Consider the following 26,061-nt stretch of genomic DNA (forward strand, 5'->3'; position numbering starts at 1 on the left):
AGTTTCTGAGAAGTCTGGGAGGAAAAGACAGATGAAATTCCTGACAACAGCCGCGACAGCAGTTGCTCTGACTGTGACGGCAACTGCCGGTATGGCAGCGTGTGACGATGGTGAGATCGTGGTGAAGTTCGCTCATGTGACGAACACCGACAAGCACCCCAAGGGTATTGCAGCGTCGCTGCTTGAGCAGCGTGTGAACGATGAAATGAATGGCGTCATGTGTATGGAGGTTTTCCCGAACTCGACCCTCTATAATGACGACAAGGTCCTTGAGGCTATGTTGCAGGGCGATGTTCAGCTAGCTGCGCCGTCGCTGTCCAAGTTTGAAAAATTCACCAAGCAATTCCGGCTATTTGACCTACCGTTCATGTTCAAGAACATCGATGCAGTAGATGCGTTCCAAGCCTCGGCCGACGGTCAGGCCATGAAGGACAGCATGCAGCGCCGCGGCCTGCAGGGATTGGCGTTCTGGCACAATGGCATGAAGCAGATGTCCGCCAACAAGCCACTGGAAACACCCGCAGATGCTAATGGCCTGAAGTTCCGCGTGCAGTCGTCGGACGTGCTGGTCGCGCAAATGGAAGCGATCGGTGGTAGCCCGCAAAAGATGGCGTTCTCGGAAGTGTATGGCGCACTGCAGCAGGGTGTTGTGGACGGCCAGGAAAACACCTGGTCGAACATCTATGGCAAGAAGTTCTTCGAGGTGCAGGACGGTATCACCGAAACCAACCACGGTATCATCGACTATCTGGTCGTGACCTCGGTTGACTGGCTGGACAGCCTGGACCCCGAAGTGCGCGATCAATTCCTGACGATCTTGGGTGAAGTCACCGAGACGCGTAACAAAGAAGCCTTTGCAGTCAACGAAGCGGCCAAGCAGTCGGTTATCGACGCTGGTGGCACCATCCGTGAATTGAACGCTGAACAGCGTCAGGCTTGGGTCGATGCCATGAAGCCTGTTTGGGACAAATTCGCCGGTGACGTAGGCCAAGACAAAATCGACGCCGCTCAGGCGATCAACGCCGGGTTCTGATCCGGATCGCCGCGCGTCGGGGGACTGGGGAGTTATCGACGCGCAGGCCGGGCGGGCCGCATCAGGCCCGCCCCAATCAATCATCCTAAAAATGTGGGGACAGAGAGATGTCTGGTGCGAATCCCGGCCAAGGCGGGCTGATCGACCATATCGAGGAAACCCTGATCGCGGTGTTGCTTGGCCTGATGACGGCTGTGACGTTTGCCAACGTGATCGCGCGGTTTGCCTTTAATTCCAATATCCTGTGGGCACTTGAAATGACCGTGTTCATGTTCGGGTGGCTGGTGCTGCTTGGCGCGTCTTATGCGGTCAAGAAACATGCGCATCTGGGCGTTGATGCGATCCTGAACATGTTGCCACCTGCACCGCGCCGCGTGTTGGCTCTGATCGCAGTGGCTTGCTGTCTGGTCTTTTCGTTGCTGTTGCTGAAGGGGTCGTATGACTATTGGGCTGTATTTGCGGATCTGCCACCCACGTCGGGGCGCTGGTTCCCAACCGGGTTTGATACCGGGGCGCGCAGTCAGAGTTTTTATGAGGTTGACGATATTCCGATGGTCGCGCCGCTGCGCTTTCTGGAAGACCTGATCAACTATGGCGAAGGGTACGAGAAAATCCCAAAGGTCATTCCGTATCTGGTGCTGCCCGTATCCATGCTGTTGCTGGTGATCCGGTTTACGCAAGCCGCCATTCAAATCTGGCGCGGAGAGGCCGATCGCCTTGTCGCCAGCCACGAAGTCGAGGACGAGATCGAAGAAGTCCGCGCACAACAAGGGGTGCATGACTGATGGACGTCGTTCTTCTTTTCTCAATGGTCATTGGCCTGCTGTTGATCGGTGTTCCGATTGCGGTGGCGCTTGGCCTCAGCTCGACCCTGTTCCTGCTGATCTATTCTGACAGTTCTTTGGCCTCGGTCGCAGGCACGTTGTTCGAGGCATTCGAGGGGCATTTCACCCTGCTAGCAATCCCGTTCTTCATTCTGGCGTCGTCTTTCATGACGACGGGCGGTGTGGCGCGGCGGATCATACGCTTCTCGATTGCCTGTGTGGGGCATTTGCCTGGTGGTCTGGCGATTGCGGGCGTGTTTGCCTGTATGCTGTTTGCGGCGCTGTCGGGGTCGTCCCCGGCGACCGTGGTGGCCATCGGCTCCATCGTGATCGCGGGCATGCGTCAGGTCGGCTATTCCAAGGAATTCGCTGCCGGTGTGATCTGTAACGCCGGTACGCTGGGCATCCTGATCCCGCCGTCGATCGTGATGGTCGTCTATGCGGCCGCCGTTGAGGTGTCCGTCGGGCGCATGTTCCTTGCGGGGGTCATTCCAGGCCTGATGGCGGGTCTGATGCTGATGATCACCATCTACGTCATGGCCAAGGTCAAGAACCTGCCCAAAGGTGACTGGAAAGGGTGGGGCGAGATCTTTGCCTCGGCGCGCGAGGCCGGATGGGGCCTGTTCCTGATTGTCATCATTCTGGGTGGTATCTATGGCGGTATCTTCACCCCGACCGAGGCGGCGGCCGTCGCTGCAGTGTACTCTTTTCTGATTGCCAGCTTTGTCTACAAAGATATGGGGCCGCTCAGCACCGAAGAGGGCCGGCAGAACCTGCCTTTGATCAAAAAGCCTTATGCGCTGGTAACTGCGTTCTTTCACCCGGACACCAAGCATACGCTGTTCGAGGCCGGCAAGCTGACTGTCACGCTGCTGTTCGTGATCGCCAACGCGCTGATCCTGAAACACGTTCTGACGGACGAGCAAGTGCCACAGCACATCGCTAGCGCAATGTTGTCGGCAGGTCTGGGTCCTGTGACTTTCCTGATCGTGGTGAACGTGATCCTTCTGATCGGTGGTCAGTTCATGGAGCCCTCGGGCCTGCTGGTCATCGTCGCGCCGCTGGTGTTCCCGATTGCCATCGAGCTGGGCATTGACCCGATCCATCTGGGCATCATCATGGTGGTCAACATGGAGATCGGGATGATCACACCTCCGGTCGGGTTGAACCTGTTCGTGACTTCGGGCGTGGCCGGGATGCCGATGATGAGCGTTGTGAAAGCGGCGTTGCCGTTCCTGGCCGTGTTGTTCGTCTTCTTGATCATGGTGACGTACATACCGTGGATATCGACGTTCTTGCCCAACACCTTCATGGGGCCAGAGATCATAACGAACTAAAGAAAAAGGCCGGATCCTATTGGGTCCGGCCTTTCTTCTTTCACGCTGTATTTCTGAAGATATGTCTCAACCCAGCCAATGCTGCCAAAGCCACGGCGGCGCTTCGTTCCCCATTCTCCGACATTCTGCCCCACCAGCTCAAGCGCTTTCGGGTTTCCGTTCAAGATAGCGATTTTAGGGCGTTTTGGCAGGTTGCGGTACTTTCGGAAAATCAGATTGAACGGCCAATAGGGGACCAGGTGTATTATACCGATACACCAATCGTTCGGGTAGCACCGACGTCGCCACGCCCGTCCTGAGATATAGTCCTGATCATTCTTGTAAGCTTTCAGGTCGCGGGCCGCGTCAAAGTTCTCGTACAGGTGGAACTGCTGCTTGGGTATAAATCCGACCACAGAAGAATTGCCGCGCGTGACCAGGTTCATAAGCCCCGGAACACGATCCCAGAACGCTGCGGGTATCGCGCGCCACACGAAGGCGCGAAACTTAGGCATAAGGTAAAGCCCGCCGCGTTCACGTACGCCGAGCAACAGAGGCGTGAGTTCACCGGTTACTAAGAGATCGAGGTCAAGGAACAGCGCTGTTTCGTAGCCTTACACAATCCGCCTGTCGAACATAAGCAATTTGGGCCATTTGCCGTGAACCCATTCCGACTGATCCAATTGGGGAAAGGACAGGGCGTGCGTCTTGATGGCGGGATCAAGCCCGGTGGTGTCATCTGTGATGCAAATGAAGTCATGGTCTACGGGCAAATGATCCCGGACAGCCGCGAACAGCATGTTGACATCATGCGCACTGAACGGCGTACCCCATTTCATGCACAGAACACAGGCTTTGCAAGAGGTTTCCGTCATCAGGTTTCCATCCGTTTTGTTGCGACCACTGCGCGACTTCAAGTTCGCGGTTTAAAAATGCGATTTCTGCATCTTTAGAGGCGGGATGTGACGGTCAGGCTGCAGTTTTGTGAAAGAAATGCTCTTGAATGAGGGATTTTTAGTGCCCAGATTGAGGGCCGAGGACGACCTCATCTAAACCTGTGTATCGTTCGGGACGACTCGAAGATATGAGAGGTGTCCCAATGCCTTGGATTTTTCTTCTGTTCGCCGGTGTTCTCGAGATTGGCTGGGCTGTTGCCATGAAGCAATCTGCCGGTTTCACCCGTCTTTGGCCAACCGCCATTATGGGTGTTTTCATGGTCGCATCGTTCGGACTTTTGGCTTTGGCGATGCGTGATTTGCCACTTGGCACAGCCTACACGATTTGGACCGGAATAGGGGCCATCGGTGCTTTTGCCGTTGGCGTTGTTTTTCTGGGCGAGGCCGTGACAGCCCCGCGTCTTATCGCAGCCGCCCTGATTGTGGCCGGTCTGGTAACGATGAAACTGGCGTAGTCTCAGGCGTTCTGCAATGCGTCGATAATGCCGGAAAAGTCGTCAGCCTTAAGGCTGGCGCCACCTACCAAGGCACCGTCCACGTTGGACACGGCAAAGATGTCCGCCGCATTGCCGGGCTTGACCGACCCGCCGTAAAGCAGCCGGACGGACCGCCCCACGCCTTCGCCAAACCGCCGTTCCAGACGCGCACGGATAAAGTCGTGGACTTCTCCGATTTCGTCCAATGTGGGAACTTTTCCAGTGCCGATGGCCCAAATGGGTTCATAGGCCACGATCAGGTTCTCGCCGGTGGATTGGTCCGGGATCGAGCCCGACATCTGGCCGCCAATGATGTCCAGCGTGTTGGCCGCTTCGCGCTGTTCAAGGCTTTCACCGACGCAGATGATGGCCTTTAGGCCAGCATCCATAACGGCACGCGCTTTGGCGCGAACATCTTCGTTCTGTTCGGCGTGATCTTCGCGCCGTTCAGAATGGCCAAGGATCACCATTGATGCCCCGGCATCCATCAGCATCTCGGCGCTTATGTCGCCAGTATGTGCACCGGATGACGCGGTATGACAGTCCTGACCGCCGATCTTGATCCCGGCTTCACCTACCGTTTGCGCAGCACGGTGTATCAGCGTTGCGGGTGGACAAATCAGCACATCAACTGATGGGGAAGGGTAGGTCCTTGACAGCGCCTCCAACTCGGCTAAATCCCCAGCCGTTCCGTTCATCTTCCAATTCCCTGCCGCAAGCTTGCGCCGCATCATAGGATCCCCCATTTAAGCTATTGTTTGCACATCGGATAGCACCGTGCGGACACACTGACAATTCTGGTTGCGGATTAGCTGCCAAAACGGCACAACTCACGCGCAATTTCCGAGGCCCTCATGATCAACAACCTGGACCTAGAAAAACTGGACCGACGCGAGCCCGATGAGTTGGCCCGCCTGCTGCACGCAATCGGTGAGGTGGGTTTCCTGACTGTGTCCAATACAGGCTTGGATGCATCACGGTGCACGTCGGTCATTGAAGCCTATCGAAAGTTCTTTCACTTACCCGAGGCCCAGAAAGCGCGCGTTGATATGGCTAAGACGGGGGCAAACCGAGGGTGGGGCGCTTCGCAATCCGAACAGGTCGACCCGCATGCCAATCCCGACTTCAAAGAGGTTTTTGACTGCGGATACGAACTACCAGCAGGAAACCTCTATGCAGCCAAGGACCTGAGCGTTTATGCGCCGAACCAATGGCCCGAGGCGCCGGCCGGCTTCAAAGATACCATCCAGACCTACTACACCGACGCCAGTGCAGTCGCGATGCGCGTTCTAAGGGCAATCGCTGTGGCCCTTGGGCGAGATGCAGCCAGCTTCGACAGCGCATTTGAAACGCCCATGGCCTTGCTGCGCGGCAATTATTACCCTCAGCGCCCCGTCTGGGCAGGGCATCAGGATTTTGGAATCGGCGCACATACCGATTATGGGTGCCTGACACTGTTGGCCACAGATGGAACCGCTGGGCTAGAGGTTCAAATGCCTGACGGAAAATGGGAACCGGCCGAAGCCCGGCCCGGAACCTTCATTATCAACTTTGGTGAAATGCTGGAATTCTGGACCGACGGTCGGGTCAAAGCCACGTTGCACCGGGTGGTAGGAGGGTCTGAGGAACGGATCTCGGTGCCGCTGTTCTACAATCCGTCCTACGACACAAATGTTGCTCCGCCGAATTCAGACAAGGTTATTCGTGCCGGAGAACACCTGACGACGCGGTTCAACGAAACCTATGTTCACCTGAAAGAAGCGTCTTAACGCTGGGCCGAGAGCGTTTCGTCAAACTTGATCGACTCGCCACAACCGCAGGCATCGACAACGTTAGGGTTGCGGAACTTGAAGCCGGATTCCAGCAGCGAAACCTCATAGTCGATCTCGGTTCCGAACAGAAACATCTGTGCCATAGGGGCGATCATCACCCGTGCGCCATCCTGTTCTACGACCTCGTCATTGGCATCGGCTTCGTCCACGTAGTCCATGGTGTATTCCATGCCTGCGCAGCCACCTTTCTTGACACCGATTCGCAGCCCGGCATGTCCACCTGATTTCATCAGGCTTACAATCTGGGTCGCAGCTTTCGGTGTGATCGTCACCGCTTGTTTCCCGGGAATGCCGAACATGTTGGTCTCCGTTGTCGCGCGTTATCTTCAATTTAGTGCTTAGGCGAAACAGTCTCAAGACATAGCAGCCGTGCTTACCTAACTTTTCCAGTAAGGTTGCCGTCAGACGGAACCCATGCTTGCGTTCAGACAATGGGTCGGCCTAGCCTGCGAACAGGGTATGGCAGTGGATAACGAAAGGTGCATGGACATGCATAAACTCTCCAAGGTGTTGAAGGCGGTCCTGTTTATCTCGATTGCAATAGTGGTCGTAGGCGTTGCATCCGCAGCTGTGGACGGCAAGCGGCACCCGGTAAACTGTGCGACGGCCGAAGGCGACTTACGCGCCATCGCAGCAGAAAAGAAACATGCACAGGACCAGCAAGTTGAAAGTGTCGTGTCGATATTGCCCGCAGGTGCGTTGTTGGGGCTGGTGACCGGGACGGAGAAGAAGCGGTTATCAATGCTTTCAGGCGACTACGTCAAAGCGCTGGACGAAAGAGCCGCCGAGATCAGGTCAACCTGCGACGTCAAATAAAAAAACCGCCCGGTCAGAGGGGCGGTTTTTCGGCAAGATATCAGGTCGTGCTTACATGAAGCCCAGCTCTAAACGGGCTTCGTCTGACATCATCTCCATTCCCCAGGGGGGTTCCCAAGTTAGTTCGACATCGACTTCCTTGACGCCCGCAACCGGCTCGACAGCTTCGACGATCCAGCCGGGCATTTCGCCTGCTACCGGGCAACCTGGTGCAGTCAGGGTCATGATCACTTTCACCGCGTTCTCGCCGGAAATGTCGATGGTATAGATCAAACCCAGATCATAGATGTTAACTGGAATTTCAGGGTCATAGACTGACCGGCAGGCCTCGACCACTGCGTCATACAGGGGGTGCTCAATTGTCGAAGGCGCAATCAATGGCGTGCCTTCAAACTGTTCGCTGGGGTGAGTCATTCGTGCCTCGGGTCTGTTTCCTGAGCTTTTATATAGGGAAAGCTATGGGCAGCGTCCAGAGGTGGCGTGGTGCCCAAAGCGGGCACCAGTGGGTTCATTCGTTGATGTCGTGCCGAAAGGTCTTCACTTGACCGTGGGGCAGGGCGAACATCCGTCGCAGGACCAGCCATGCTATCAGCGACAATGCAGCAAAGATCAGCAGCAGAACCGGCAGGGATGGCGCCACACCTGGGATGATCAGCAACAACCCAGTGATCGCCGCGCCGATTGCGAAGCCCAGAAAGATGAATCCCGGCAGCACAATCTCGAGGATGCCGAGGGCCAATGCCCCCGCCAACCAAATCCACCATGTCAGCCAGAACGGGTCTGCCATTACTTGCCTCCCTTCAGCATCTTAAAGGCATCGCCAAACGCTTCCAAGGCATTTGCAGGCACAACGATTGTCTGCGAACCATTGCCAGCGCCCAGCGCGTTCAGCGCTTCGACTTGTTTCAACGCAACCTGGTATTGCGCGGCCTCGATACCATTGTCCTGAATGGCCTTGGCCACAACACCGGTGGCATAAGCTTCGGCTTCAGCTTCAATACGACGAGCTTTGGCGGTTTGCTCGGCCGCATACAGCTCGGCGTCGGCGTTCAATTCGACCGCACGTTTTTGACCCTCGGCCTCGGTGACCTGTGCCCGACGGGCGCGTTCGGCGTTCAACTGCTGCAACATCGCATCGCGCGTCGCCTGATCCAGATTCACATCCAGAATCTCGGCACGGGTCACTTCGATGCCCCAGTCATCCACGGCAGTTTCCACACTTTCCTGAATGCGGTTGATCAACTGTGCACGGTTCGACTGAACCTCATCCAGGTCCATTTTGCCGATCTCGGCCCGGACGATCCCAGCCACAGTGGTGGCAATCGCACCATCTACGTCGCGGATGCGGTAGACGGTCTTTTCAGGCTCAAGAATGCGGTAAAAGACCGAGGTGTCGATTTGCACCAACACGTTGTCCTTAGTAATCGCGTCTTGCGTCGCATTGGGCAATTGGCGTTCCAGAATGGATATCTTGTGACGTGCAACATCAAGAAACGGAACAATAAAGTTGATACCTGGCCCAAGGACCGAGTGCAGGCGGCCAAAGCGTTCAATCACGTATTTTTCCGACTGAGGCACGATCTTAATGCCCTTGAAGATAACAACGACAATCAGAACGGCGCCAAGAACGAAAATGATGTTCGACGAAAGCAATCCTATAATCTGGTCTTCGGTCATATCTGTCCTCTCATTATTGTGTACTATAGTATACATTTGGGGATTGACTTGCCCAATTTCAAGTCAGGTATGGCGGGTATAGGATTAGATTCAAATCTATGAACGTTCGGATGTAAGGGGGAAATTTCCGAATGTGGCCGCTTTGCATCCCTTGGTGATTGCGCTATCGGACGTGCATGAAACTTATTATCGACACCGATCCCGGCATCGACGACGCCATGGCCATATCTTATGCGGCGGCGGCCTCGGAAATTGATCTATTGGGGCTGACCACCGTTTTCGGCAACACGCATGTCCACCAATCCAGCCGAAATGCGCGTTACCTTTTGCATCGACTGGCTGTAGAAGCACCGGTCGCCGAAGGTGCGCCTTTCGCGCTGGGTAGGACCGATCACGCGCCATCCGAGCGTGTTCACGGTCCCGAAGGCTTTGGTGACTTGACGGATATTCCAGAGGTAGGGACGAACCATTCGCTGGACGCCGCCGCATTCCTTGTGGAAATGGCGAAAGCGCATCGTGGTGAATTGGTGGTCTGTGCCGTGGGACCGCTGACCAACATCGCTGCGGCAATGCGCTTGGACCCCGAGTTTTCACGCAACATCAAGCGGTTGGTCATTATGGGTGGGGCCGTGTTTTGCCCAGGTAACATTACCGAACACGCCGAGGCTAACATTTACCACGACGCTGCAGCAGCGGATGAGGTGTTCTCTTCGCCTCCGGATACTGTTCTGGTCGGCTTAGATGTCACGCTTAAAACCCTTTACGAAACCGCCGATTTCGAAGCGTTGGCGAGACGATCTGCGGATATTGGCGGGTTCTTGCGGGATATCTCTCGGTTCTATCTCAATTTCTACAAGGAAATTGGGGGTCTTGAGGGGTGTGGGCTCCACGACTCCACGGCTGTGATCGCCTGTACGCATGATGGGATGTTCGACATGGTTGAGACCGGGGTAAAAGTTACCACAATTGGCTCTGAAATCGGTGCCACGCGCCCCGACCCCTCTCGCCCGCCAATCCGAGTTTGCCGCGATGTGGATGGGGCAGGGGTTGTGCAGCTGTTTACCGAGCGCGTCGCCTCTCTTCCTTGACGGGTTGCATTGGGCGCGCGGATCGGGCAAACGCTGCCCGGTTCAGCGACCCCGAGGCACCGAATGACCGAACGTTTCTCTTTTGACCTGAAGGCCACCGATGGCAAAGCCAGAACCGGAGTAATCCAAACTCCGCGTGGTGAAGTGCGTACTCCGGCCTTCATGCCGGTCGGAACGGCGGCGACGGTCAAGGCGATGATGCCGGAAAGCGTACGTGCGACGGGTGCGGACATTCTGCTGGGCAACACCTATCACCTGATGTTGCGTCCCACCGCCGAGCGGATCGACCGTTTGGGCGGGTTGCACAAATTCATGAATTGGGATCGTCCGATTTTGACGGATTCGGGCGGCTTTCAGGTCATGTCGCTTGCCGGGTTGCGCAAGTTGACCGAAAAGGGTGTAACGTTCAAATCCCATATTGACGGCTCCAAGCACGAGTTGACGCCGGAACGGTCGATGGAGGTTCAGCGGCTTTTGGGCTCGGATATTGTTATGTGCTTTGACGAATGCCCTGCGTTGCCTGCTGACCGAGACCGGATTGCCTCGTCCATGCGGCTGTCGATGCGATGGGCGCAGAGATCCCGTGATGCCTTTGGCGACCGTCCGGGCCATGCGCTGTTCGGCATTCAGCAAGGCGGGCTAGAGCAGGATTTCCGCGAAGAATCTGCTGAAGCGTTGAAGGACATCGGCTTTGAAGGTTACGCCGTCGGTGGACTGGCCGTAGGTGAAGGGCAAGAGGCCATGTTCGATGTTCTGGACTTTGCGCCGGATATGCTGCCGGTCGACAAGCCGCGCTACCTCATGGGTGTTGGCAAACCTGATGATATCGTTGGCGCAGTCGCTCGCGGTATTGACATGATGGACTGTGTTCTGCCCTCGCGTTCCGGCCGAACAGGGCAGGTGTTTACGCGGTATGGTGTGGTGAACATCAAAAACGCCCGTCACGCCGACGATCCGCGACCGCTGGACGAGCAATGCAAATGCCCGGCTTGCTCGAATTATTCCCGCGCGTATCTTCACCACGTGTTCCGTTCGAACGAGATGATCTCGGGGATGCTGCTAACGTGGCACAATCTGCATTATTTCCAGAATATCATGCAGGGAATGCGCGACGCCATTGCAACTGGAATATTCGAGGCATGGCAGGCCGAGTTCCACGCGCAGCGCGCTCAGGGCGATATTGAACCGATTTGATGCCGCACATTGCGTCAGTTGTGTTAAAATCGGTGGATATTCCGGCGCGGTGCCTTGCAGTCCGAAAAACCTCGGGTCATTCTGGATCACGACATACGGCGATGAGGTTGAAATGGGGTATTTGAACCCCACCTTAAGCGTCCAAACAGGAGACGGTCGGGCGTTGCCTTTATAGGGACCAGTACCGTCTTGCCAATGATAAGGATTGAGCATGCAAGAGCCTCTGAATTCCTCATACCCGGTGCTTCCGCTGCGCGATATTGTGGTTTTTCCACATATGATCGTGCCGCTGTTCGTGGGTCGGGAAAAATCTGTTCGCGCACTGGAAGAAGTGATGCAGGACGACAAGCAGATTTTGCTGTCCAGCCAGATTGACCCAGGTGACGATGATCCCTCGATTGATGGGATTTACCGGTCGGGTGTGCTGGCCAATGTTCTGCAACTGCTTAAACTGCCCGACGGCACCGTGAAAGTGCTGGTCGAAGGTCAGGCGCGGGTGCAGATCACCGAATTTTTGGAAAACGAAGATTTCTTCGAAGCTCGTGCTGAATATCTGACCGAAATTCCCGGTGACGTGACGACGACCGAGGCGCTGCTGCGCACCGTCGCGGATGAGTTCGAGCGTTACGCCAAAGTCCGCAAGAACATCCCCGAAGAAGCGCTGACAGCCGTTGGTGAAACCACCGAGCCTGCCAAGCTGGCCGACCTGGTTTCGGGCCATCTGGGCATTGAGGTTGAGCAAAAGCAGGAACTGCTTGAGACGCTCTCGGTTAGTGAGCGGCTGGAAAAGGTCTATGGCCTCATGCAGGGCGAGATGTCGGTTCTTCAGGTCGAGAAAAAGATCAAGACCCGCGTCAAATCTCAGATGGAGAAAACGCAGCGCGAATATTACCTGAATGAGCAGATGAAAGCCATTCAGAAGGAACTTGGCGATGGCGAGGACGGCAGCAATGAAGTTGCCGAACTGGAAGAGAAAATCGCCGAGACCAAGCTGTCGAAAGAAGCGCGCGAAAAGGCCGAAGGTGAGCTGAAGAAGCTCAAGAACATGTCGCCCATGTCGGCCGAAGCCACCGTGGTGCGCAACTATCTGGACTGGATTCTGGCGCTGCCGTGGGGCACCAAATCCCGCGTCAAAAAGGATCTGGGTCGCGCGCAGGACATTCTGGATGCCGATCACTACGGCCTTGAAAAGGTCAAGGAACGGATCGTCGAGTACCTTGCGGTTCAGCAGCGTTCGAAAAAGCTGAAGGGCCCGATCTTGTGCCTTGTTGGCCCTCCGGGTGTGGGTAAAACGTCTTTGGGTAAGTCGGTCGCCAAAGCCACGGGGCGCGAGTTCATTCGCATCTCGTTGGGCGGTGTGCGCGACGAATCCGAAATCCGCGGCCACCGTCGGACCTATATCGGGTCGATGCCCGGTAAAATCATTCAGGCGTTGAAAAAGGCGAAAACCACGAACCCGCTGATCTTGCTCGATGAGATCGACAAGATGGGGCAGGATTTCCGTGGCGACCCGGCTTCGGCCATGCTTGAAGTGTTGGACCCGGAACAGAACAGCACGTTCATGGACCACTATCTTGAGGTCGAATATGACCTGTCCAACGTGATGTTCCTGACCACGTCGAACAGCTACAACATGCCTGGGCCTCTGCTGGATCGGATGGAGATCATTCCACTGGCTGGCTATACCGAGGAAGAGAAATCCGAGATCGCCAAGCAGCACCTGATAAGCAAGCAGGTCAAGAACCACGGCCTGAAGGCTAAGGAATTTGAGCTGACCGATGACGCGCTGCAATCCATTATCCGCACCTATACCCGCGAGGCAGGCGTGCGGAATCTGGAACGCGAGATCGCCAAGGTTGCCCGGAAGTCGCTGACCAAGATCGTCAAGAAAGAGGCTGAATCCGTTACGGTGACGCCAGACAATCTGGATGATTTCCTAGGCGTACCCAAGTTCCGGTACGGCTTGGCCGAGCAGGATGATCAGGTCGGTGTTGTCACTGGTCTGGCATGGACCTCTGTTGGCGGCGATTTGTTGCACATCGAGGCGCTGAAACTGCCGGGTAAAGGTCGGATGAAGACCACTGGTAAGTTGGGCGATGTGATGAAGGAATCCATCGATGCAGCCTCGTCCTATGTGCGGTCAATCTCACCGCAGATCGGTGTTAAGCCGCCGAAGTTTGACACACTGGATATCCATGTCCACGTGCCGGATGGGGCGACGCCAAAGGATGGGCCTTCGGCAGGTCTGGCGATGGTCACATCGATCGTTTCCGTGCTGACGGGTATTCCGGTGCGCAAGGACATCGCCATGACCGGCGAAGTTTCGTTGCGCGGAAATGCGATGCCGATTGGTGGTTTGAAGGAGAAACTGCTGGCAGCTCTGCGTGGTGGCATCAAAACGGTTCTGATCCCCGAGGAAAACGAAAAGGATCTGGCCGATATTCCGGATAACGTGAAGGAAGGGCTAGAGATCATCCCGGTCTCGCATGTCTCGGAAGTGCTGAAACAGGCTTTGGTCAGCGAACCAGAGCCGATTGAGTGGGACGAAGCGGCCGAGGAAGCCGCTGCCGCTGCGGCTAAGGCTTCTGATAATTCGGCGGCTTCTGCAACGACACACTAAATTGAAAGTGCTGTGGAAAGGGCGGAGTGAAAACTCCGCCCTTTTTCTATTCGGATTACCAAAGCCCTGGGGCCTTTTTATGAATCGCTAAAAGGAAAAAATGGTGGGTGATAAGAGATTTGAACTCCTGACATCTTCGATGTGAACGAAGCGCTCTACCACTGAGCTAATCACCCGTAAGGCGGCGTATTACAGCGACTTTGAAACTGCTGCAAGTGCCATTTTGGCTTTACAGTCCCGGCAAACCCGGAAGTTGGGTCAACACTCCGCGACGACCGAATGTGGTGCCACGGTCGTTGCCAAAGTTTACGCGAACGCCGACAGTCACATAGGCTTCGTTTGAGCTGCCTGAAACAAGCGGGGACGAGATATGAGCCACGCCCAGGTTGCCATAAACTTCGGCATTGTCAGCCGCCGCGTAAGACGCGCCAATCGCGAAAAGGTTGAAGTCCAGCGCGCCTCCAAAGTTGTCGACGATGTCGAAGCTGGTGCTCAGTTCCCAAGCGTCGGTCAGCTCGGTCTTGGCCGAGATTCCGAACAAGGTGCCATCTAGGTCCGAAGCATTGGTCAGATCCTGGCGTCCCAGGTACCCTTCGATTTCGGCGGGTCCAGCATCAAATCCAGCTTCGATCCCGTAGAATTCAAAATCCGCATCATCTAGGTCCTCCTGGCCGTAGAACAGGCCAAAGGACGCGTTGTTGGCGGTGTGCAAGTTGCCGTGCAAAGTCCAGTTGGTTGCGGTTTCACTCAGGTCTTGGAATCGCTGTACGCCAAGGTCGAGTTGTGCGCTGAAGGCGCGGCTAAACGCCAATTCTGCAGCGCCGTTTAGGTTGTAGGCATCACCAAAGTCGGTGTCTGTAAATGTCGAGTAATCCAAATTCAGGTAACCACCGGAAATTTCCGCGGCCTGTGCGGCTCCGATTGTTGTTGATGCTGCCAAAATGCTGCAAATAATACGTTTTTTCACGTTTCTGCTCCGTTTGCTTGTTTTGTTTGCTAAGGGTCACACTATGACCTGATGAGCAGTCGTCGCTTTATCTAGGTGGTGCCTGAATGTGTATCTAAACAGACCGAATTTCAGCCTGTGTGGCGAGGGTGACACAGGTTCAGGTTGTGGAGATCATGAGTCTCCCGTTGGTTTGTCGCCAGTGATCAAAAAGCGGCAGTTTTCTTTGAAACAGGCAGAGTAAGGTCGACAGGGTTTCGCAGTTAAATTTCGCAATTCAGAAAAAACTTCAAAACGCCGCTTGACGCTGCCCGAGCGTAGCCATAATACACCCAAACGTTCAGCAACGAACGGGCAGCGGGCGGTTGTAGCTCAGTTGGTTAGAGTACCGGCCTGTCACGCCGGGGGTCGCGGGTTCGAGCCCCGTCAACCGCGCCATCGCTGCCATCCTTGGTCCAGGTTAAAGGCCACGAAAATAGATGCGCGGTTGTAGCTCAGTTGGTTAGAGTACCGGCCTGTCACGCCGGGGGTCGCGGGTTCGAGCCCCGTCAACCGCGCCATTTATTTGATCGAAATCTTCCCTGATCAGTCAGATAACAACCATCCACTACAAACCGTGCGTTCGTTCTGTCAGGAGAGTTCGGCAATAATTCGTTTGTTCTCACTTTGTTCTAACTTTTGTGTTGGAGACTCAGCGCCGCTCGCCTATTTCTAGGACACTTACGTTTTGGGGGCCAAAATGGCTGAGCTGAAGAATATCGAGGTGCGCGGCGCGCGCGAACATAACCTCAAAAGCATTGATGTGGATATTCCGCGGGATCAGCTTGTGGTGATCACGGGGCTGTCTGGTTCGGGTAAGTCGTCGCTGGCCTTTGATACGATCTATGCTGAGGGTCAGCGTCGCTATGTCGAAAGCCTGTCGGCTTATGCGCGGCAGTTTCTGGACATGATGGAAAAGCCGGATGTGGATCACATCAGCGGGCTGTCCCCGGCGATCTCGATCGAACAGAAGACGACCTCGAAGAACCCGCGTTCGACTGTCGGTACCGTGACCGAGATCTACGACTATCTGCGCCTTTTGTTCGCCCGCGCAGGCACGCCGTATAGCCCCGCCACAGGCCAGCCGATCGAAGCGCAGCAGGTACAGGATATGGTTGACCGCATCATGACGATGGAGGAGGGCACACGCGGCTACCTGCTGGCTCCCATCGTGCGCGACCGGAAAGGTGAATATAAGAAAGAGTTTTTGGAACTGCGCAAACAGGGCTTTCAGCGTGTGAAGGTGGATGGAGAGTTCTATGAGCTCGACTCGCCGCCGACGCTGGACAAAAAATTCCGCCATGACATCGACGTGGTGGTGGACCGCCTTGTCGTGCGCGAAGGGATGGAGACTCGGCTGGCCGACAGCCTGCGCACCGCATTGGATTTGGCGGATGGCATCGCGATTCTGGAAACTGCGCCGAAGGAAGGCGACGCCGAGCGCATCACCTTCAGTGAGAATTTTGCGTGTCCGGTCAGCGGTTTCACCATCCCCGAGATCGAGCCACGCCTGTTTTCCTTCAACGCACCCTTCGGGGCGTGCCCCGATTGCGACGGGTTAGGGGTCGAGCTGTTCTTTGATGAACGCCTCGTGGTGCCGGACCAGACGCTCAAGCTGTATGACGGTGCCTTGGCCCCGTGGCGCAAGGGTAAGTCGCCCTATTTCTTGCAAACCATCGAAGCCATTGCGCGACATTTTGAGTTCGACAAGAACACCCCGTGGAAAGACCTTCCCGCCAAGGTGCAACAGGTGTTCCTGCGCGGCTCTGGTGATGAGGAAATCCAGTTCCGTTATGACGAGGGCGGCCGTGTCTATCAGGTGACGCGCAGCTTTGAGGGCGTGATTCCAAACATGGAACGCCGCTATCGCGAAACCGACAGCGCGTGGATCCGTGAAGAGTTCGAACGCTATCAGAACAACCGTCCTTGCGGGGCTTGCGAAGGCTACCGCCTGCGGCCCGAAGCGCTCGCCGTCAAGATCGCGGGTCTGCATGTGGGGCAGGTCGTGCAGATGTCGATCCGTGAGGCCTTAGCTTGGGTCGAGGACGCGCCGAACCATCTGAGCGTGCAGAAGAATGAGATCGCGCGGGCGATTCTGAAAGAGATCCGTGAACGCCTTGGATTCCTGAATAATGTGGGTTTGGAATATCTTACGCTTTCGCGCTCAAGTGGTACGCTGTCGGGCGGCGAAAGCCAGCGTATTCGTCTGGCCAGCCAGATCGGCTCGGGCCTGACGGGGGTGCTTTACGTATTGGACGAACCTTCGATTGGTCTGCACCAACGCGACAATGACCGGCTGCTGGGGACGCTCAAGAACCTGCGCGATCAGGGTAATACGGTGATCGTCGTTGAGCATGACGAAGAGGCCATCCGCGAGGCCGATTATGTGTTCGATATCGGCCCTGGCGCGGGTGTGCATGGCGGGCAGGTGGTCAGCCACGGCACGCCGGAACATATCGCGGCGGATGCGGCCTCGATGACGGGCCAGTACCTGTCGGGCACGCGCGAGATTGCTGTGCCGGGTGACCGACGCAAGGGCAACAAGAAAAAGCTCAAGGTCGTCAAAGCCACCGGGAATAACTTGAAAAACGTCACGGCAGAATTTCCGTTGGGCAAGTTCGTCTGCGTGACTGGCGTGTCCGGCGGCGGTAAATCGACCCTGACGATTGAGACGCTGTTCAAGACGGCTTCGATGCGGTTGAACGGCGCGCGCCAGACGCCTGCGCCCTGCGAGACGATCAAAGGGCTGGAGCATCTGGACAAGGTCATCGACATTGACCAGCGGCCCATCGGGCGAACTCCGCGTTCAAATCCAGCGACTTACACCGGGGCTTTCACCCCGATCCGTGACTGGTTCGCCGGTCTTCCCGAGGCTAAGGCGCGGGGGTACAAGCCCGGTCGGTTCAGCTTTAACGTCAAGGGTGGCCGGTGTGAGGCGTGTCAGGGCGACGGCGTTATCAAGATTGAGATGCACTTCCTGCCCGACGTCTACGTGACCTGCGAAACCTGCAAGGGTGCGCGGTACAATCGTGAGACGCTTGAGATCAAGTTCAAGGGCAAGTCCATTGCCGATGTCCTTGATATGACGGTGGAAGACGCGCAGGAGTTCTTTAAGGCCGTGCCTTCAATCCGCGACAAGATGGATGCGCTGGCGCGTGTTGGGCTGGGTTATATCAAGGTGGGCCAGCAGGCCACGACCCTGTCAGGGGGCGAGGCGCAGCGGGTGAAGCTGTCAAAAGAATTGTCCAAACGCTCGACCGGGCGGACGCTGTATATTCTGGACGAGCCGACCACGGGTCTTCATTTCGAAGACGTCCGTAAGCTGTTGGAAGTGCTGCATGAACTGGTCGATCAGGGCAATACAGTTGTAGTGATCGAACATAATCTGGACGTGGTGAAAACCGCCGATCATATCATCGACATTGGCCCTGAAGGCGGTGATGGCGGCGGTGAGATCGTGGCCACCGGCACACCCGAAGATGTGGCCGCTGTTGACCGCAGCCATACCGGTCGGTACCTAAAACAGATGTTGAACCCGGAACAGGTTGCGGCCGAATAAGCTAGTATTGCGCGTGTCTGAGCATGTGCCAATGACGCAGCAAGGGTGGAAAGAACAGGAACACAAAGCCGAAGTTTACGTAGGCGAATACCATCATAGGTAACCAAAGAGCGACTCCGATCAGTCCGACAAGCCCGGCAATTCGTGTCGCAGTCACAGGTTGGACCATGCGGTTAAGGACAGCGTGAAACAGACGGCCACCGTCCAACGGCATCAGGGGCAACATGTTGAATACCGCCAAAAACAGGTTCAATTGGGCGGTCACGACCAGAACCCAGCCCAGTTCGGGCGAGGTGACGAAGGGTTCCAACAACGAACACAATGCCCACAGGGTCAGGTTGACGATCGGCCCCATAGCGACGATCAATTCGTCTTCGTAGGATGAGGTCGAGCGGCGATGTTCGCAAAACCCGCCACCGCCATACAGGACGACGCGATTGACGGGGATACTCTGTATCAAGCACCCCCAGGCGTGTCCGAGCTCATGCAACAGGATTGAGGTCAATAAAATGGCCACAAAACCAAGCGCATAGGGCAGGGATTCGGGATCAAAACTGAACCCCACTATGAGCAAAACTAGAAAAATCAGACTTTGGTTTAACTGAATGGGTACGTTCCACGGTCCGCGGAACTCAAAAATCGAATTGTCACTATGCATATTCAATCCTCGCAATAATGAGAATTGAAATGACGCTGAATTGCGTCAAAAGTAGGGAGCTAACGCAGAGGTTGTGTGACTTAGTTAAGGATATCCGCAACGGCGCCGATTAAGTTCAGTACTTTGCGGGTCTCGGGATCGACCCGGTAGACATAATCCCCGGCGCGGACATATGACCCTCGGTTCAAGCCATAGCGGTACGGATCATTGATCCAGCGGTAATCGTTGTTGATGAAGTCACCGTTGCGATACAGCTTTTTAGCCTGTCCAGGTGGAACACAGGGTACATTTTTCTTGGCCAACCCCGGAGGGCAATGCCCAGCCTTGCCTTTGGTTTGAATCACAGGTTGCGAGGGCACGCGAAAGACCTTGTCGGCGTTTTTACCGTTGCCTTTACCATTGCCTGCCATCACCGCTGCGGGCGCTGTGACAAACATGGAAGCAACCAATGTTATTTTCAAAACACGGGACATAGAAACCTCCGGCACACGAACTGATCTACGCCGATAGATGGCGGTCCGATCAGAGCGGGTCAACCCCGTGGGCAGTTTGTCGCCCACGGGCGAAAGTTAACTTCTTCCTCGTTTTTCAAAACGGGGCAGCATGGCAGAGAAATCCTTGCCCAAACCGTCTTCGGATTCCACGAATTGCTCATAAAGAGCCGTAGCCGCCTGACCAAGTGGCGTATCCGCATCTGAACTTTCCGCGGCCTGTTGGCTGAGGCGCAAGTCTTTGAGCATCAGTTCGGCGGCAAAGCCGGGCTGGTAGTCATTGTCCGAAGGGCTGGAGGGGCCGACCCCCGGTGCGGGGCAATAAGCGTTCATTGTCCAGCTATATCCCGAGGATGTGCTGACTACGTCAAACATTTTCTGTCGGTCCAGACCCAGCTTGTCTGCTAATGCAAACGCTTCACAGGTGGCAATCATGGTCACGCCCAGAATCATGTTATTGCATATTTTGGCGGCTTGACCTGCGCCTGATCCGCCGCAATGCACGGCCTTTTGTCCCATGATTTCGAACAGGGGGGCAGCCTTGCCAAAGGCGACATCACTGCCACCTGCCATAAAGGTCAAGGTACCGGCCGCAGCCCCTCCGATCCCGCCGGATACGGGTGCGTCCACTGCCAAGACACCGACTTGTGCAGCCTGCTCGGCCACGGCGCGGGCGCTGTCGACATCCACGGTCGAGCAATCAATCCAAACCGAACCGGAATTCATCGCTGGCAAAATATCATCCGCCACGGCCCGCAGGATCTGGCCGTTCGGAAGCATGGTGATAACAATGTCGGCACCGCCTGCAGCCTCAGCGCCCGATGAGGCAAGGGTCACGCCTGCAACATCCACATCCGCCATATCAAACCCGACCACGTCATGACCGGCTTTCGCCAGATTGGCAGCCATCGGATTCCCCATGTTCCCAAGCCCGATAAATCCGATCTTCATTCCTCAATCCTCCTAGAATGTCAGTGCTTTAGCGCCCATTGGTTGAAGCATCCTAGATACCTCGACAATGGGTACGTTCTGGTCGGGGTGCCTCCAGCGCGGAGTGCGGTCTTTGTCGATAATCTGTGCGCGAATACCTTCCAGAAAGTCACCTTGTTCCATCGCACGACTTGTAAAGCGGAACTCGTGTTCCAGCGCCTTCTGGATGGTGAGGCTGGGGGTGCGCAAGCGATGCAAGATCTCGATACAGCAGGCCATAGCCAGCGGCGAACCCCGGTTGATCAATTTAAGCGCGGCGGTTGCGAAGTCCGTTTCGCTGCCTTTGAGGCTATTGAGGATGTCTTGCAGCCTTTCGCCGTCAAAATGCGCGTCGATCTTGGTTTGCAATCCGGCCAACACGCCGTCCGGGGGTGTTTGGGCGTGGGTGGTCAGAAGGCTGGCGTCTCCGGATGCTTCCAACAGTTCGATCAAGTCCGACCATTGCGCCATGGGAATGAAGTGATCCGCGAAACCTGCGAAAATGGCATCATCCGGGCCCATCCGATGACCGGTCATGCCAAGGTATTCGCCGACGCGTCCTGGTGCGAGCGCCAGCATCAGCGAGCTACCGACATCCGGAACCAATCCGATCCCGCACTCGGGCAGGGCGATCTGGCTACTTTCGCCTACAATCCTGTGGCTGCCGTGACAGCCAATGCCAACGCCACCGCCCATGGTGAACCCTTGCAGAAAGCTGACGACGGGCTTTGGGAATTCAAATATCAGCGCGTTCAGGCGGTACTCATCGCGCCAAAACGTCTGGCCGTAAGCATAGTCACCGTTCTTGCCGGTCTCGTACAGTTCCGCAATGTCGCCGCCAGCGCAGAATGCCTTGTCGCCCTCGGCGTCCATAACAATAAGATCAACCGAGTCATCTTCACGCCAGTTGCGCAAAGCAGTGTCTATGGCCATGCACATGTCATAGCTGAGAGCGTTCAGGGCTTTGGTCCGGGTCAGTGTGATCCGTCCGGCGCGACCGGTGTTGCGAATGTCGATTTCAGCCATGGCCCCCTCAGCGGTTGGCGAGCATCTGGCGCGACACGATCACGCGCATGATTTCATTCGTGCCTTCCAGGATCTGATGCACGCGCAAGTCGCGGACCAGTTTCTCGATCCCGTAATCTGCCAGATAGCCATAGCCGCCATGCAGTTGCAGGCATTGATCCACAACATTTGATCCGGTCTCGGTTACGAATTTCTTGGCCATGGCGCAGAACTTGGTGGCATCCGGCGTGCCCTGATCCAGTTTCCAGGCCGCCTGCCGTAAGAACGTTCGGGCTGCCTGTAACTCGATCTCCATATCGGCCAGACGGAATTGCAGCGCCTGAAACTGGTCGATGGACTGACCGAACGCCTGCCGCTCGGACATATATTGCAACGTCATATTCAGCCCCGCTTGCGCGGCCCCTAACGAGCATGAGGCGATGTTCAGCCGTCCGCCATCCAGCCCCATCATCGCGTATTTGAATCCATCGCCTTCGACGCCGACAAGGTTCTCGGCCGGGATTTTGCAATCATCGAACTGCACTTGTGCTGTGGGTTGGCTTTTCCATCCCATCTTCTGCTCCAAGGCGCCGAAGGACAGGCCGGGCGCACCGTCTTCGACATAGACCGTTGAGATTCCCTTGGGGCCGTTCTGTCCGGTGCGCACCATGCAGACATAAGCATCGGAATACCCGCCGCCCGAGATAAATGCCTTGGTCCCGTTCAGGGTGTATCCTTCATTGCTGCGGTCCGCGCGGGTTTTCAACGCAGCAGCATCCGAGCCCGAGCCCGGTTCGGTCAGGCAATAGCTGAGAACGGTATTCAGGCTGAGAACATCGGGCATGATACGCGCTTTCAGCGCATCCCCGGCGAAACTGTCCAGCATTTTGGCGCACATGTTGTGAATCGACAAAAACGCTGCAACGGACGGGCAGGCCATCGACAACGCCTCGAACACCATGGTGGCATCCAGACGCGACAGACCAGAACCACCGCTGTCTTCAGAGACGTAGAGGCCGCCGAACCCAAGCTCTCCGACACGGGGCCACAGGTCTTTGGGGATGGTGCCTTCGGCCTCCCACTGTCGAGCATAGGGGGCGATGTTCTCCTGCCCGAACTCATAGGCCATGTCGAAGATCGCAGTCTGCTCTTCGGTCAAAGCGAAATCCATGGCTTCCCTCCCACGCCGACGGATGAATTGAACGAGTGTTTATTTCCTAATCCTTACAGAAATTTTTCACGGCCAGCAATTCCCAGCATCTGTCTCTTGGGGATTAAAGGTCGTGGTGAAATTCCTCGATCAGGTGTTGGACAACCGCTTTTCCAGGATCTTCGCCACGGGCGGATGCCTCGGCATAAACGCGTCGCTGACGTGTGGCCGATGTTCCGTTCTGCGCGATTTGTTGCAACCGCGCCAGTTCGGTCATTGTACCAAGTGCCTCGGTGTCTTCGGCCAGTAGTCCCATCAGTTCGCCCATCAATTCGGGCATGGGCTTGATCGAGCGGTCGCCAAAGTCGATCATGCCCTCGCCGACGCCATAGCGCTGTGCGCGCCAACGGTTTTCTCCGATCAGGAACTGGTCATAGTTGCGCCAGCGTAAGTTTCTGGCTTTCAACCGGCATAGCATCCGGGTCAGCGCCTGGACCATCGCAGCCAAAGACAAGGCGTGTTCCAGCCGAGGCTGCACGTCCATTATGCGGGTCTCAAGCGTTGGGAAGCGGTGTGATGGGCGCAGGTCCCACCAGATTTTCGACGTATCCTCGATCACACCTAGTTCGACCAAAATGCCCGTGGTGCGCTCATAGTCGGCCCAACTGGCCAAGGTCGGGGGCAAGCCAGTTCGGGGTAGGTTGTCGAAGACTGTCAGGCGGTAGGACGACAGCCCCGTATCCTCGCCGTTCCAATAGGGGGATGAGGTCGAAAGGGCCAAAAGGTGGGGCAGAAAATACGAAAGCTGCGGCATAAGGTCGGCGCGCAGGGCAGGGTCATCAATTCCGATATGGACATGCATTCCACAAATCAGCATTCGTCGCGCTACGCCGCCAAGTGCATGGTGCAGGGCGTCATAGCGATCTTTTCGCGTATGGCTTTGCTTTTTCCAATCGGCAAACGGATGACACGATACCGCCACCGGGGCGAGGTTGTAGTCCGCTGCACGTTTGGCCACGCAAGACCGTAAGCGTTTCAGGTCCTCACGCGCGCCGGCAATGGTCGCATGGGGGCGGGTGCCGACCTCGATCTGACATTGCAGGAATTCGGGGCTGACCTGACCTTGGAAATCGGACTGACAGGCCTCCATCAAAGCTTCGGGCGCTTCGGAAAGCTCGAACGTGTCCCGATTGACCAGAAGATACTCTTCTTCAATGCCCAGCGTGTATTCCTGCTGCATGGTCGCCCTCGTCGGTTATTCCAAACAGTGAATACGGAAATGACCGCCTTGCCAAGTGTTTGGCTTGCGAAGCCCCCGGCGCCGGCGATAAGAACCCTTCAGTCAACTGTCCAAACCCCGGAGCGTTCGCGTGAAACCCAGGAAATTCCCAAAGATCAACGACACGCTTTCGGAGCTTGGAGTTAAATTGGTCGACAAAGGACCAGAAGACGACGAGCGCGCCCGGCTTGAGGCATTTGAACAGGAAGGTGGCTTGACCCGTCCTGCTTATGCGTTGTCACCTGGAATGGAGGGGTTTGATATCGCGCCCCTCATCGCAGAATACACCGGACATGCGGATGCGCTTGCGGCCCTCAAGGACCCCGAGCGCAATCAGACGGGGTATCGGATCGGTAACGGTTACTACGATAGTCCCGATGCCGACGCGCTGTATTTGATGATCCGCCGATTCAAACCCCGGCGTGTGATCGAGGTTGGCTGCGGAAACTCCACGCGCGTTACCCGGCAGGCAATCATCGACGGCGGGCTTGAGACGCAGATCACCGCGATTGATCCCTATCCGCGTGCTGATATCGCCCATGTGGTAGATCATTTCGAGCAGAGACGGCTGGAAGAAGTGGATCCCGCGCTGTTCGATCAGTTGGAGGCGGGCGACGTTCTGTTCATCGATTCCAGCCATGTAGTCCGCATGAGCAATGACGTCGCGCATTTGTTTTGCCGCATCATCCCTGCACTGAAACCCGGTGTGGTGATTCACGTGCATGATGTTTTTCTACCTTATGAATATCCCAAGCGATTCTTCTATGACTGCCCGGGTTGGGGCGAGCAGTACATGCTGCACGCTTTGCTACAATCTGGCGCGTTTTCAATGCTTTGGCCGGGGTATTACCTGCAACAGGATCGCCCCGATGCGGTCGAGGCTTTGCCGTTCCTGGGCGATGGTCGTGCGCAAAGTATCTGGGTGCAGATCAAAGAAAATTGAACTCAAAGTGATCCGCTGTGGCTGAGGCCCCGTACCCCTTTCCATAACACGCTGGAGAGGAGATACAGCCATGTTCCGCCAAACACTGATGGGCGCTGCCGCCGCACTTGCACTGACTTTGCCCGTCAAGGCACAAGCCGCTGACATTGTGGATACCGCCGTTTCGGCCGGGTCGTTCGAAACCCTCGTTGCCGCCGTTCAGGCCGCAGGTCTTGTTGAAACGTTGAAAGGTGACGGTCCGTTTACTGTCTTCGCTCCGACTGACGAAGCTTTCGCAGCTTTGCCTGAGGGTACGGTCGAAACACTGCTTCTGCCCGAGAATAAGGACCAACTGGTTGAAATTCTGACTTACCACGTTGTTCCTGCCAAGGTCATGTCTGGTGACATTGCCGGAAAACGCGCCAAGGTTCTAACCGTACAGGGTGACCGTCTGAGCGTGAATGCCAAGCGTGGCGTCAAGGTGAATGATGCCGAAGTCATCCAGGCAGACATCGAAACCAGCAACGGTGTGATCCACGTCGTCGATGCTGTGATCCTGCCTGAATAATAAAACCAAGCATTAACAAAAAGCCCCGGTCCTTGAAGGTCCGGGGCTTTTTGTCAGACCAGACGGACTTGGGTTCCGACCTGGACCAGAGGGTACAATTCTTCGACATGCTGATTGTATAGGCCAATACAACCAGAAGAACTTTGTCGACCAATCTTTCGCGTATCATGGGTGCCATGCACCAGATAGGCGGGCCAACCCAAATACATAGCGCGCGTTCCAAGTGGGTTCCCCGGTTCTCCGCCTTCCATTCGAATAGGGAGATCAGGATCACGCTCGCGCATCGAATCGGTAGGCGTCCAGCTTGGATTTTCGCGCTTGCGTACGACTTCGGTATAGCCGCGCTTGGTCAATTCTTCGCTCATGGGAACCGAACTGGGGTACAGTTTGTAAGTCCCATCAGGCCCCCAGTAGTGCACCGCGCGGCTTGTGATATCTGCCAACAACGCACCCACACCGAGTTCATCGAAGTGATCCTGCCAGTTTTGTTGTGAGAAAGATGAGACGTTTCTGCGAACCGGAAGCTGAGTGCTGATTGCATCTTCGTTTTGCGGGAACGCATCCAAACTTTGCGCGCGCACCAAAGCAGGTGTGGCCACTAGGGACGCTACGCCCAGCACCGCAGAGCGACGGGTCATTCTGG

General features: G+C 56.0%; 27 protein-coding genes and 3 tRNA genes. 14 read left to right on the forward strand and 16 right to left on the reverse strand.

Translation table 11 applies throughout. From position 1 onward, the window contains the following. Positions 1-31: 31 nt before the first annotated feature. The 3 genes from ABWV79_RS00080 (at position 32) to ABWV79_RS00090 (ending at position 3,194) form a co-directional block, all read left to right on the forward strand. The gene (locus tag ABWV79_RS00080) at positions 32-1,033 is read left to right on the forward strand and encodes a DctP family TRAP transporter solute-binding subunit (protein WP_170354021.1); all 1,002 of its coding nucleotides are present in this window, start codon (positions 32-34) and stop codon (positions 1,031-1,033) included. 107 nt (positions 1,034-1,140) lie between these two features. Further along, the gene (locus tag ABWV79_RS00085; protein WP_170750993.1) at positions 1,141-1,818 is read left to right on the forward strand and encodes a TRAP transporter small permease; all 678 of its coding nucleotides are present in this window, start codon (positions 1,141-1,143) and stop codon (positions 1,816-1,818) included. After that, on the forward strand, positions 1,818-3,194 hold the full coding sequence (locus ABWV79_RS00090; protein ID WP_353389563.1) for a TRAP transporter large permease: 1,377 nt from the start codon (positions 1,818-1,820) through the stop codon (positions 3,192-3,194). Before ABWV79_RS00085 ends, ABWV79_RS00090 begins: the two co-directional genes overlap by 1 nt. Here ABWV79_RS00090 and ABWV79_RS00095 read toward each other — a convergent pair. Both ABWV79_RS00095 and ABWV79_RS00100 read right to left on the reverse strand, forming a co-directional pair. Beyond that, positions 3,191-3,688, reverse strand: a complete 498-nt coding sequence (locus tag ABWV79_RS00095; RefSeq protein ID WP_353389565.1) for a hypothetical protein — start codon at positions 3,686-3,688, stop codon at positions 3,191-3,193. The two genes, ABWV79_RS00090 and ABWV79_RS00095, sit on opposite strands and share 4 nt — an antisense overlap. Before the next feature lie 99 nt (positions 3,689-3,787). Continuing rightward, positions 3,788-4,048 (reverse strand): hypothetical protein, encoded by a 261-nt coding sequence (locus tag ABWV79_RS00100; RefSeq protein ID WP_353389567.1) that lies wholly within the window; start codon positions 4,046-4,048, stop codon positions 3,788-3,790. Positions 4,049-4,272: 224 nt separating this feature from the next. On the opposite strand from ABWV79_RS00100, the gene ABWV79_RS00105 reads away from it, so the two are divergent. Beyond that, the gene (locus ABWV79_RS00105; protein ID WP_170354031.1) at positions 4,273-4,584 is read left to right on the forward strand and encodes a DMT family transporter; all 312 of its coding nucleotides are present in this window, start codon (positions 4,273-4,275) and stop codon (positions 4,582-4,584) included. A gap of 2 nt (positions 4,585-4,586) precedes the next feature. Here ABWV79_RS00105 and tpiA read toward each other — a convergent pair whose 3' ends face one another. Next, positions 4,587-5,336, reverse strand: a complete 750-nt coding sequence (gene tpiA, locus ABWV79_RS00110; protein WP_353389569.1) for a triose-phosphate isomerase — start codon at positions 5,334-5,336, stop codon at positions 4,587-4,589. A gap of 123 nt (positions 5,337-5,459) precedes the next feature. On the opposite strand from tpiA, the gene ABWV79_RS00115 reads away from it, so the two are divergent. Continuing rightward, entirely contained in the window at positions 5,460-6,374 is a 915-nt protein-coding gene (locus ABWV79_RS00115) for an isopenicillin N synthase family dioxygenase (RefSeq protein ID WP_353389571.1), read from the forward strand. Here ABWV79_RS00115 and ABWV79_RS00120 read toward each other — a convergent pair. Then, complete coding sequence (locus ABWV79_RS00120; protein ID WP_170354037.1) at positions 6,371-6,736, reverse strand: HesB/IscA family protein; 366 nt, start codon at positions 6,734-6,736, stop codon at positions 6,371-6,373. The two genes, ABWV79_RS00115 and ABWV79_RS00120, sit on opposite strands and share 4 nt — an antisense overlap. A gap of 190 nt (positions 6,737-6,926) precedes the next feature. Here ABWV79_RS00120 and ABWV79_RS00125 point away from each other — a divergent pair, with 190 nt between their 5' ends. Then, positions 6,927-7,253: a hypothetical protein gene (locus tag ABWV79_RS00125; RefSeq protein ID WP_353389573.1), complete on the forward strand. Its 327-nt coding sequence runs from the start codon at positions 6,927-6,929 to the stop codon at positions 7,251-7,253. Positions 7,254-7,304: 51 nt separating this feature from the next. Here ABWV79_RS00125 and ABWV79_RS00130 read toward each other — a convergent pair whose 3' ends face one another. From ABWV79_RS00130 to ABWV79_RS00140, 3 genes are all read right to left on the reverse strand, one after another. Continuing rightward, entirely contained in the window at positions 7,305-7,667 is a 363-nt protein-coding gene (locus ABWV79_RS00130; RefSeq protein ID WP_170354039.1) for an SUF system Fe-S cluster assembly protein, read from the reverse strand. A gap of 94 nt (positions 7,668-7,761) precedes the next feature. After that, positions 7,762-8,040: an NfeD family protein gene (locus ABWV79_RS00135; protein ID WP_170354040.1), complete on the reverse strand. Its 279-nt coding sequence runs from the start codon at positions 8,038-8,040 to the stop codon at positions 7,762-7,764. After that, the gene (locus tag ABWV79_RS00140) at positions 8,040-8,930 is read right to left on the reverse strand and encodes an SPFH domain-containing protein (RefSeq protein WP_170751003.1); all 891 of its coding nucleotides are present in this window, start codon (positions 8,928-8,930) and stop codon (positions 8,040-8,042) included. Before ABWV79_RS00140 ends, ABWV79_RS00135 begins: the two co-directional genes overlap by 1 nt. Positions 8,931-9,106: 176 nt before the next feature. Between ABWV79_RS00140 and ABWV79_RS00145 the strand changes: the two genes are divergently transcribed. From ABWV79_RS00145 to lon, 3 genes are all read left to right on the forward strand, one after another. Next, positions 9,107-10,018, forward strand: a complete 912-nt coding sequence (locus tag ABWV79_RS00145; RefSeq protein WP_353389576.1) for a nucleoside hydrolase — start codon at positions 9,107-9,109, stop codon at positions 10,016-10,018. A 63-nt stretch (positions 10,019-10,081) separates the two neighbouring features. Beyond that, complete coding sequence (gene tgt, locus ABWV79_RS00150; protein ID WP_353389578.1) at positions 10,082-11,212, forward strand: tRNA guanosine(34) transglycosylase Tgt; 1,131 nt, start codon at positions 10,082-10,084, stop codon at positions 11,210-11,212. A 211-nt stretch (positions 11,213-11,423) separates the two neighbouring features. Continuing rightward, positions 11,424-13,832, forward strand: coding sequence for an endopeptidase La (gene lon, locus ABWV79_RS00155; RefSeq protein ID WP_353389580.1), 2,409 nt, complete (start codon positions 11,424-11,426; stop codon positions 13,830-13,832). A 101-nt stretch (positions 13,833-13,933) separates the two neighbouring features. Here lon and ABWV79_RS00160 read toward each other — a convergent pair. Then, positions 13,934-14,008: transfer RNA gene (locus ABWV79_RS00160), tRNA-Val, on the reverse strand. 53 nt (positions 14,009-14,061) lie between these two features. Further along, complete coding sequence (locus ABWV79_RS00165; RefSeq protein ID WP_353389582.1) at positions 14,062-14,799, reverse strand: porin; 738 nt, start codon at positions 14,797-14,799, stop codon at positions 14,062-14,064. A gap of 340 nt (positions 14,800-15,139) precedes the next feature. On the opposite strand from ABWV79_RS00165, the gene ABWV79_RS00170 reads away from it, so the two are divergent. From ABWV79_RS00170 to uvrA, 3 genes are all read left to right on the forward strand, one after another. After that, positions 15,140-15,216 (forward strand) — tRNA-Asp (locus ABWV79_RS00170). Positions 15,217-15,261: 45 nt separating this feature from the next. Beyond that, a tRNA-Asp gene (locus ABWV79_RS00175) sits at positions 15,262-15,338 on the forward strand. 179 nt (positions 15,339-15,517) lie between these two features. After that, positions 15,518-18,376: an excinuclease ABC subunit UvrA gene (gene uvrA, locus ABWV79_RS00180; RefSeq protein ID WP_353389583.1), complete on the forward strand. Its 2,859-nt coding sequence runs from the start codon at positions 15,518-15,520 to the stop codon at positions 18,374-18,376. Between the two features lies 1 nt (position 18,377). Here the strand turns inward: uvrA and ABWV79_RS00185 are convergent, their stop codons facing one another. From ABWV79_RS00185 to ABWV79_RS00210, 6 genes are all read right to left on the reverse strand, one after another. Next, complete coding sequence (locus ABWV79_RS00185) at positions 18,378-19,034, reverse strand: site-2 protease family protein (RefSeq protein WP_353389585.1); 657 nt, start codon at positions 19,032-19,034, stop codon at positions 18,378-18,380. Between the two features lie 80 nt (positions 19,035-19,114). Beyond that, positions 19,115-19,471, reverse strand: a complete 357-nt coding sequence (locus tag ABWV79_RS00190) for a hypothetical protein (RefSeq protein WP_353389586.1) — start codon at positions 19,469-19,471, stop codon at positions 19,115-19,117. A gap of 132 nt (positions 19,472-19,603) precedes the next feature. Beyond that, a complete protein-coding gene (gene mmsB, locus ABWV79_RS00195) occupies positions 19,604-20,476 on the reverse strand; it encodes a 3-hydroxyisobutyrate dehydrogenase (protein ID WP_353389588.1) in 873 nt (290 codons plus the stop codon). A 12-nt stretch (positions 20,477-20,488) separates the two neighbouring features. After that, positions 20,489-21,520, reverse strand: coding sequence for an enoyl-CoA hydratase/isomerase family protein (locus ABWV79_RS00200; RefSeq protein WP_353389590.1), 1,032 nt, complete (start codon positions 21,518-21,520; stop codon positions 20,489-20,491). Positions 21,521-21,527: 7 nt separating this feature from the next. After that, positions 21,528-22,670, reverse strand: coding sequence for an acyl-CoA dehydrogenase family protein (locus ABWV79_RS00205; protein ID WP_353389592.1), 1,143 nt, complete (start codon positions 22,668-22,670; stop codon positions 21,528-21,530). Between the two features lie 103 nt (positions 22,671-22,773). After that, positions 22,774-23,889, reverse strand: a complete 1,116-nt coding sequence (locus ABWV79_RS00210; protein WP_170354062.1) for a carboxylate-amine ligase — start codon at positions 23,887-23,889, stop codon at positions 22,774-22,776. Positions 23,890-24,019: 130 nt separating this feature from the next. Here ABWV79_RS00210 and ABWV79_RS00215 point away from each other — a divergent pair, with 130 nt between their 5' ends. Both ABWV79_RS00215 and ABWV79_RS00220 read left to right on the forward strand, forming a co-directional pair. Continuing rightward, positions 24,020-24,871: a class I SAM-dependent methyltransferase gene (locus tag ABWV79_RS00215; protein WP_353389594.1), complete on the forward strand. Its 852-nt coding sequence runs from the start codon at positions 24,020-24,022 to the stop codon at positions 24,869-24,871. A gap of 70 nt (positions 24,872-24,941) precedes the next feature. Beyond that, on the forward strand, positions 24,942-25,418 hold the full coding sequence (locus ABWV79_RS00220; RefSeq protein WP_170354064.1) for a fasciclin domain-containing protein: 477 nt from the start codon (positions 24,942-24,944) through the stop codon (positions 25,416-25,418). Positions 25,419-25,471: 53 nt separating this feature from the next. Here the strand turns inward: ABWV79_RS00220 and ABWV79_RS00225 are convergent, their stop codons facing one another. Then, on the reverse strand, positions 25,472-26,056 hold the full coding sequence (locus tag ABWV79_RS00225; protein WP_353389596.1) for a L,D-transpeptidase: 585 nt from the start codon (positions 26,054-26,056) through the stop codon (positions 25,472-25,474). Positions 26,057-26,061: the final 5 nt, after the last annotated feature.

It is taken from the genome of Ruegeria sp. HU-ET01832, assembly GCF_040371315.1.
GTDB classification, from domain to species: Bacteria; Pseudomonadota; Alphaproteobacteria; order Rhodobacterales; family Rhodobacteraceae; genus Ruegeria; species Ruegeria lacuscaerulensis_A.

Coding starts and splice junctions, on each gene's coding strand:
- ABWV79_RS00080 (WP_170354021.1), top strand. CDS start 32: ATGAAATTCCTGACAACAGCCGCGACAGCAGTTGCTCTGACTGTGACG.
- ABWV79_RS00085 (WP_170750993.1), top strand. CDS start 1,141: ATGTCTGGTGCGAATCCCGGCCAAGGCGGGCTGATCGACCATATCGAG.
- ABWV79_RS00090 (WP_353389563.1), top strand. CDS start 1,818: ATGGACGTCGTTCTTCTTTTCTCAATGGTCATTGGCCTGCTGTTGATC.
- ABWV79_RS00095 (WP_353389565.1), bottom strand. CDS start 3,688: ATGCCTAAGTTTCGCGCCTTCGTGTGGCGCGCGATACCCGCAGCGTTC.
- ABWV79_RS00100 (WP_353389567.1), bottom strand. CDS start 4,048: ATGACGGAAACCTCTTGCAAAGCCTGTGTTCTGTGCATGAAATGGGGT.
- ABWV79_RS00105 (WP_170354031.1), top strand. CDS start 4,273: ATGCCTTGGATTTTTCTTCTGTTCGCCGGTGTTCTCGAGATTGGCTGG.
- tpiA (WP_353389569.1), bottom strand. CDS start 5,336: ATGCGGCGCAAGCTTGCGGCAGGGAATTGGAAGATGAACGGAACGGCT.
- ABWV79_RS00115 (WP_353389571.1), top strand. CDS start 5,460: ATGATCAACAACCTGGACCTAGAAAAACTGGACCGACGCGAGCCCGAT.
- ABWV79_RS00120 (WP_170354037.1), bottom strand. CDS start 6,736: ATGTTCGGCATTCCCGGGAAACAAGCGGTGACGATCACACCGAAAGCT.
- ABWV79_RS00125 (WP_353389573.1), top strand. CDS start 6,927: ATGCATAAACTCTCCAAGGTGTTGAAGGCGGTCCTGTTTATCTCGATT.
- ABWV79_RS00130 (WP_170354039.1), bottom strand. CDS start 7,667: ATGACTCACCCCAGCGAACAGTTTGAAGGCACGCCATTGATTGCGCCT.
- ABWV79_RS00135 (WP_170354040.1), bottom strand. CDS start 8,040: ATGGCAGACCCGTTCTGGCTGACATGGTGGATTTGGTTGGCGGGGGCA.
- ABWV79_RS00140 (WP_170751003.1), bottom strand. CDS start 8,930: ATGACCGAAGACCAGATTATAGGATTGCTTTCGTCGAACATCATTTTC.
- ABWV79_RS00145 (WP_353389576.1), top strand. CDS start 9,107: ATGAAACTTATTATCGACACCGATCCCGGCATCGACGACGCCATGGCC.
- tgt (WP_353389578.1), top strand. CDS start 10,082: ATGACCGAACGTTTCTCTTTTGACCTGAAGGCCACCGATGGCAAAGCC.
- lon (WP_353389580.1), top strand. CDS start 11,424: ATGCAAGAGCCTCTGAATTCCTCATACCCGGTGCTTCCGCTGCGCGAT.
- uvrA (WP_353389583.1), top strand. CDS start 15,518: ATGGCTGAGCTGAAGAATATCGAGGTGCGCGGCGCGCGCGAACATAAC.
- ABWV79_RS00185 (WP_353389585.1), bottom strand. CDS start 19,034: ATGCATAGTGACAATTCGATTTTTGAGTTCCGCGGACCGTGGAACGTA.
- ABWV79_RS00190 (WP_353389586.1), bottom strand. CDS start 19,471: ATGTTTGTCACAGCGCCCGCAGCGGTGATGGCAGGCAATGGTAAAGGC.
- mmsB (WP_353389588.1), bottom strand. CDS start 20,476: ATGAAGATCGGATTTATCGGGCTTGGGAACATGGGGAATCCGATGGCT.
- ABWV79_RS00200 (WP_353389590.1), bottom strand. CDS start 21,520: ATGGCTGAAATCGACATTCGCAACACCGGTCGCGCCGGACGGATCACA.
- ABWV79_RS00205 (WP_353389592.1), bottom strand. CDS start 22,670: ATGGATTTCGCTTTGACCGAAGAGCAGACTGCGATCTTCGACATGGCC.
- ABWV79_RS00210 (WP_170354062.1), bottom strand. CDS start 23,889: ATGCAGCAGGAATACACGCTGGGCATTGAAGAAGAGTATCTTCTGGTC.
- ABWV79_RS00220 (WP_170354064.1), top strand. CDS start 24,942: ATGTTCCGCCAAACACTGATGGGCGCTGCCGCCGCACTTGCACTGACT.
- ABWV79_RS00225 (WP_353389596.1), bottom strand. CDS start 26,056: ATGACCCGTCGCTCTGCGGTGCTGGGCGTAGCGTCCCTAGTGGCCACA.